The organism is Agromyces sp. P1_H4, from assembly GCF_056405255.1.
Genome location: NZ_JBFUCL010000241.1, coordinates 1 through 5,922, shown reverse-complemented (window position 1 = coordinate 5,922; position 5,922 = coordinate 1). Strand labels below are relative to the sequence as shown.

The following is a 5,922-nucleotide window of genomic DNA, read 5'->3' as shown; positions in this document are numbered from 1 at the left end:
CGGCGCGATCCGCGCGGTGCGTCGCGCCGGGCTCCGCGTGCCCGACGACGTGTCGGTCATCGGCTACGACGACTCCGCGCTCATGAACTGCACCGAGCCGCCGCTCACGACCGTGCGCCAGCCGATCGAGGCCATGGGCCGCATGGTGATCGAGCTGCTCATGCGGCAGATGTCGAGCGAGGCGGCGATCGGCGACGAGGTGTTCTTCGCGCCCGAGCTCGTCGTGCGGGCGTCGACGGCGCCCGCCCCGCGCTGACCCGCGGCATCCCGACAGTTCCCTCCCCTCCCCGCCGGACCCCGCCGCCCTCGCCTCGCCGCCCCGCCGCCCCGCCGCCCTCGCTTCGCCCCCGGTGCCGAAATGTAGGAACTCCTGGCGCCGCCACGGCGTGTCGGGCGCGCGCCGCCGGCGCGGCMTCCGGATCCTTCCTGCATTTCGGCGCTGGTCTGGGCCGCCCGCGGATGCCGCCGCGCCGCCGCCGCGGCATCCGTGGCGCGTGAAATGAGCAAACCGCTCTCGCAACTTCATGAAACTGAGAGCAAGCGGATGCCCATTTGTTGAAAAGTTGCACCAATCTGTTGCTGTCATTACGTTTCGGGGTATCGACGACGCCGTCTCCGACCGGACCGGCGCGCCGCCCGCCCGCCCGCACGGAGGAGACCGACCGCGTGACCATGCCACTCACCGAACCAGGCACGGTTCCCCCCGCCCTCGCCGACGACGCGACGTGGTGGCGCAGCGCCGTGATCTACCAGGTGTACGTGCGCAGCTTCGCCGACTCCGACGGCGATGGCACCGGCGACCTGCGCGGGGTGCGCAGCCGCCTCGGCTACCTCAAGGAGCTCGGCGTCGACGCCCTCTGGTTCAACCCCTGGTATCCGTCGCCGTTCGCCGACGGCGGCTACGACGTGGCCGACTACCGCGACATCCACCCGGCCTTCGGCACGCTCGAGGACGCCGAGCTGCTCATCAGCGAGGCGGCGCAGCTCGGCATCCGCACCATCATCGACATCGTCCCGAACCACGTCTCGAGCGAGCACGCGTGGTTCCAGGAGGCCCTGGCGGCCGGCCCGGGCAGTCCCGAGCGCGAGCGCTTCTGGTTCCACCCCGGCAAGGGCCCGAACGGCGACGAGATGCCGACGCGCTGGGTCTCGAACTTCCAGGGCGACACGTGGACCCGCACGACGAACGCCGACGGCACGCCGGGGGAGTGGTACCTCCACCTGTTCACCCCCGAGCAGCCCGACCTCAACTGGAACCACCCCGATGTGCGGGCCGAGCACGAGGGCATCCTCCGCTTCTGGTTCGATCGCGGCGTCGCGGGCGTGCGCATCGACTCGGCCGGCCTGCTCATCAAGGATCCCGAGCTCTCCGAGGTGCCCGAGGTCGTGGCGCCAGGGCAGCACCCCACCGAGGACCGCGACGAGGTGCACGACGTGTACCGCTCGTGGCGGCGCATCGCCGACTCCTACGACGGCACCCGCGTGCTCGTCGGCGAGGTGTGGGTCCCCGACGCCGAGCGGTTCGCGGCCTACCTCCGTCCCGACGAGATGCACACCGCGTTCAACTTCGACTTCATGTCGCGCCCGTGGGATGCCGCGGCGCTGCGCACGTCGATCGACCTGATGCTCGCGGCGCACGCGCCCGTCGGCGCCCCGAGCACCTGGGTGCTCTCGAACCACGACGTGACGCGCCCCGTGACCCGATACGGCCGCGAGGACTCGAGCTTCGCCTTCGCGACGAAGCGGTTCGGCACGCCGACCGACCTCGACCTCGGCCGCCGGCGGGCCCGCGCCGCCGCCCTCCTCACCGCCGCGCTGCCCGGCTCGCTCTACCTCTACCAGGGCGACGAGCTCGGCCTGCCCGAGGTCGAGCTGCCCCGCGAGGTGCTCGAGGATCCGATGCACTTCCGGTCGGGCGGGGTCGACCCGGGCCGTGACGGATGCCGCGTGCCGCTGCCCTGGCGCGGGGCCGAGCCGCCCTTCGGCTTCAGCCCGGCGAGCCCCGCTGACGCCGCCGACGGCACCGCCGCCGCGCCCTGGCTGCCCCAGCCCGCCGAGTGGGCGGCCCTGACCGTGCAGGCGCAGGAGGCCGACCCGGGGTCGATGCTCTGGCTCTACCGCCAGGCCCTCCGCATCCGCAAGCGCGAGCGGGCGCTCGGCGACGGCCCGATGACGTGGCTCCMGAGCGAGCCGACCGCGCTCGTCTTCCAGCGCGGCGACGACGTCGTCAACGTGACCAACCTCGGCGCCGCGCCGATGGCGCTGCCCGACCACGACCRCATCCTCCTCGCGAGCGCCCCGCTCGTCGACGGGATGCTGCCCCCAGACTCCACGGCCTGGCTCCACCGATCCGCCTGACCGTCGAGGCCGCGGCCCGCACCACGCCGCGGCGCTTCCGCACCACATCCGCACCACACAGCACCGAAAGGACTGGACAATGAAGTCACCGAGAACAGTCGCGATCGCCGGCCTCGCCGCGTTCGCGATGGTGGGCGCCCTCGCCGCCTGCAGCGCAGGAGGCGCCAGCGACAGCGGCAAGACCGAGCTGCGCGTGGCGACCTTCCCGCCCGGCGCCGACGAGGCGGCCTACACCGCCTTCGCCGAGCAGGAGAAGCAGTTCGAGAAGGAGCACCCCGACATCGACATCATCGGTGTCGAATACGAGTGGGAGGGCCCCACCTTCGCCGTGCAGCTCGCCGGCGGAAGCCTGCCCGACGTCTTCACCGTGCCGTTCACCGACTCGAAGACGCTGCTCGAGAACGGCCAGCTGATGGACGTGACCGACGAGATCGACGAGCTCGGCTACTCCGACAAGTTCAACCCGATCATCCTCGACGCCGTGAAGGACGGCGACCGCATCTACGGGTTCCCGCGCCAGGCGTACGCGATGGGCCTGCACTACAACCGCACCCTGTTCGAGCAGGCCGGGCTCGACCCCGACAACCCGCCGACGACGTGGGACGAGATCCGCGAGGCCGCGAAGACCATCTCGGAGAAGACCGGCAAGGCCGGGTTCATGGAGATGACGCAGAACAACACGGGCGGCTGGCAGCTCACCGCGGCCACCGCGGCGCGCGGCGGCAGCATCCAGGAGGACAACGGCGACGGCACGTACACGTCGACGATCGCCAACGACGCGACGAAGGCGCACCTGCAGTACCTGCACGACCTGCGCTGGGAGGACAACTCGCTCGGGTCGAACTTCCTGCTCGACTGGGGCACCATCAACCAGGAGTTCGCCGCCGGCAACATCGGCATGTACTCCTCTGGCTCCGACGTCTACACGGCGCTCGTGCGCGACTTCTCGCTGAACCCCGATGACTACGGCCTCACCGTCGTGCCCGTCGAGGACGGCGGCGGCACGCTCGGCGGTGGCGACATCGCGGTCGTCAGCCCGACGGTCGACGACGAGACCAAGGCCGCGGCGGTCACGTGGATCGACTGGTACTACATGCAGAAGCTCCTCGACGAGGACGCCGCCGTGCTCGACGCGAAGACCCTCGCCGAGAGCGACCAGGCCGTCGGCACGCCGGTGCTGCCGGTGCTCGACCGCGAGACCTACGAGGAGTCCCTCACCTGGATCGAGCCGTACATCAACGTGCCGCGCGACCAGATGACGCCGTTCATCGAGGGCGTCTGGGACCAGACCCCAGTGGGGGAGCCGAAGGGCAAGACGCAGGAGATCTACGCGCTGCTCGACACCGTGGTGCAGGCCGTGCTCACCGAGGAGAACGCCGACATCGACGCGCTCCTCGAGCAGGCCGACGCCGACGCCCAGGCCCTGCTCGACGAGTAGGAGCCGAGCGGATGCCGCGAGCCGAACGTCCTCCCTGGGGCGGCTCGCGGCATCCGCCACCAGCACCCCCGACCCGACTGCCCTACCGGCGCCCACGAAGGATCACCGATGACCCTCACCGCCAAGCCGCCCGCCGCGCCACCCTCGGGCRGTGACGACGTGCCGCCCGCGGCATCCGCCCCACCGCGACGACGCCGCGGCATCCGCACCTGGGTGCGCGGCGGCGGGCTGTCGACGCTCGTCCTCCTCGCGCCGATGCTCATCGTCTTCACGGTGTTCAGCTGGTCGCCGATCGTGCAGTCGATGATCATGAGCCTGCAGAAGACGAACCTGCTCGACCCGCCGACCTGGGTGGGGCTCGACAACTTCGCGCACGTGCTGAACGATCCGCTGCTCGGCACCGCCGTCGTCAACACGGTCTACTTCGCGCTGCTCGCGCTGCTGTTCGGGTTCCCGCTGCCCATCTTCGTGGCGGTGCTGATGAGCGAGGTGCGGCGCGCGAAGGGCTTCTACTCGGCGCTCGCGTACCTGCCCGTGGTGGTGCCGCCGGTCGTCGCCGTGCTGCTCTGGAAGGTCTTCTACGACGCGAGCCCGACCGGCCTGTTCAATACGATCCTCGGCTGGGTCGGCATCCCGCCCCAGCCCTGGCTGCAGTCGTCGGCCACGGCGATGCCGTCGCTCGTGCTCGAGGCCACCTGGGCTGCGGCCGGCGGGGCGATCATCATCTACCTCGCGGCGCTGCTCAGCGTGCCGCCCGAGCTCTACGACGCCGCCGAGGTGGACGGCGCCACGATCTGGCAGAAGGTGTGGAACGTCACGCTGCCGCAGCTGCGCGGCATCCTCTTCATCATGCTCATCCTGCAGGTGATCGCGACGGCGCAGGTGTTCCTCGAGCCCTACCTCTTCACGGGCGGCGGGCCGAACAACGCGACGGTGACGATCCTGCTCCTCATCTATCGCTACGCCTTCCAGAACAGCCTCGGCGGCGACTACGGCGAGGCGACCGCGCTCAGCGTGATGCTCGCGATCGTGCTGGCCCTGCTCAGCTGGCTGTACTTCAAGCTCACCGAACGTTGGAGCACCTCATGACGACGACCCCGCCCCCGGTCTTCGAGGAAGTCGACGCCCCCCACGCGGCGACCGGCCTGCGCGGGGTCATCGGCCGCCGCCGGGCCGACCGCCGCAGCGACGAGCAGGGCGACCGCGGCATCGTCTCGGGCTTCGACCGCAAGAAGCGCGGCGTCCGGCTCGGAATGGGCGGCGTGCACCTCTTCCTCTTCGTCGGGCTCGTCGTGGCCGGCCTCGGCCCGCTGCTCTGGCTCGCGAAGTCGGCGGTGACGCCCACGCAGGACACGCTGCGCCAGCCGCTCGCGCTCTGGCCGAACGGCATCGACTGGGCCAACATCCCCCAGGCGTGGAACGACGTGCACATCGACCAGTACTTCTGGAACACGATCGTGATCGCCGCCGGCTCCTGGTTCTTCCAGCTGCTCATCGCGACGACGGCCGGCTACGCGCTCTCGGTGCTGCGCCCGAAGTACGGGCCGATCCTGAACGGTGCGATCCTGGCGACGATGTTCATCCCGGCGGTCGTGCTGCTCGTGCCGCTGTACCTCACGATCGTGAATCCGCCCCTCCTCGGCGACGTGTCGCTGCTCAACAACTACCTGGCGGTGTGGCTGCCGGCTGCGGCGAACGCGTTCAACATCCTGCTCGTGAAGCGCTTCTTCGACGCGCTGCCGCGAGAGGTGTTCGAGGCGGCGAAGACCGATGGCGCGGGGCCGTTCCGGCTGTTCTGGTCGGTGGTGCTGCCGATGTCGAAGCCGATCCTGGGGGTCGTGTCGGTGTTCGCGATCATCGCCGCGTGGAAGGACTTCCTCTGGCCGATGCTCGTGCTGCCCGATCCGGCGGTGCAGCCGCTGTCGGTGCGCCTGCCCGCGGTGCAGCAGTCGATCGAGCTCGACGTGTTCCTCGCGGCGCTTGCGATCTCGACGCTCATCCCCGTCGTGATGTTCCTCCTGTTCCAGGGTGTCTTCCTGCGCTCGGCCGGGCTCGGGGGCGCGGTCAAGGGCTGACGGGATGCCGCAGGGGTGACGGATGCCGCGGCGCTGGGCCCGCGGCATCCG

5 protein-coding genes are annotated in these 5,922 nt (G+C 70.6%); all 5 read left to right on the top strand.

The window, feature by feature from the left end:
• The coding region (locus tag AC1DY2_RS13955) for a substrate-binding domain-containing protein (RefSeq protein ID WP_476762978.1) at window positions 1-256 on the top strand (256 nt) is incomplete at its 5' end.
• A 416-nt stretch (window positions 257-672) separates the two neighbouring features.
• On the top strand, window positions 673-2,358 hold the full coding sequence (locus tag AC1DY2_RS13950) for a glycoside hydrolase family 13 protein (protein ID WP_476762979.1): 1,686 nt from the start codon (window positions 673-675) through the stop codon (window positions 2,356-2,358).
• Window positions 2,359-2,437: 79 nt separating this feature from the next.
• The gene (locus AC1DY2_RS13945) at window positions 2,438-3,796 is read left to right on the top strand and encodes an ABC transporter substrate-binding protein (RefSeq protein WP_476762977.1); all 1,359 of its coding nucleotides are present in this window, start codon (window positions 2,438-2,440) and stop codon (window positions 3,794-3,796) included.
• A 108-nt stretch (window positions 3,797-3,904) separates the two neighbouring features.
• Window positions 3,905-4,885 (top strand): carbohydrate ABC transporter permease, encoded by a 981-nt coding sequence (locus AC1DY2_RS13940; RefSeq protein WP_476762976.1) that lies wholly within the window; start codon window positions 3,905-3,907, stop codon window positions 4,883-4,885.
• A complete protein-coding gene (locus AC1DY2_RS13935; RefSeq protein ID WP_476762975.1) occupies window positions 4,882-5,871 on the top strand; it encodes a carbohydrate ABC transporter permease in 990 nt (329 codons plus the stop codon). Before AC1DY2_RS13940 ends, AC1DY2_RS13935 begins: the two co-directional genes overlap by 4 nt.
• Window positions 5,872-5,922: the final 51 nt, after the last annotated feature.

What these genes read in the sequence shown, in the direction of transcription:
- AC1DY2_RS13945 (WP_476762977.1), top strand. Translation starts at nt 2,438, where the DNA reads ATGAAGTCACCGAGAACAGTCGCGATCGCCGGCCTCGCCGCGTTCGCG.
- AC1DY2_RS13935 (WP_476762975.1), top strand. Translation starts at nt 4,882, where the DNA reads ATGACGACGACCCCGCCCCCGGTCTTCGAGGAAGTCGACGCCCCCCAC.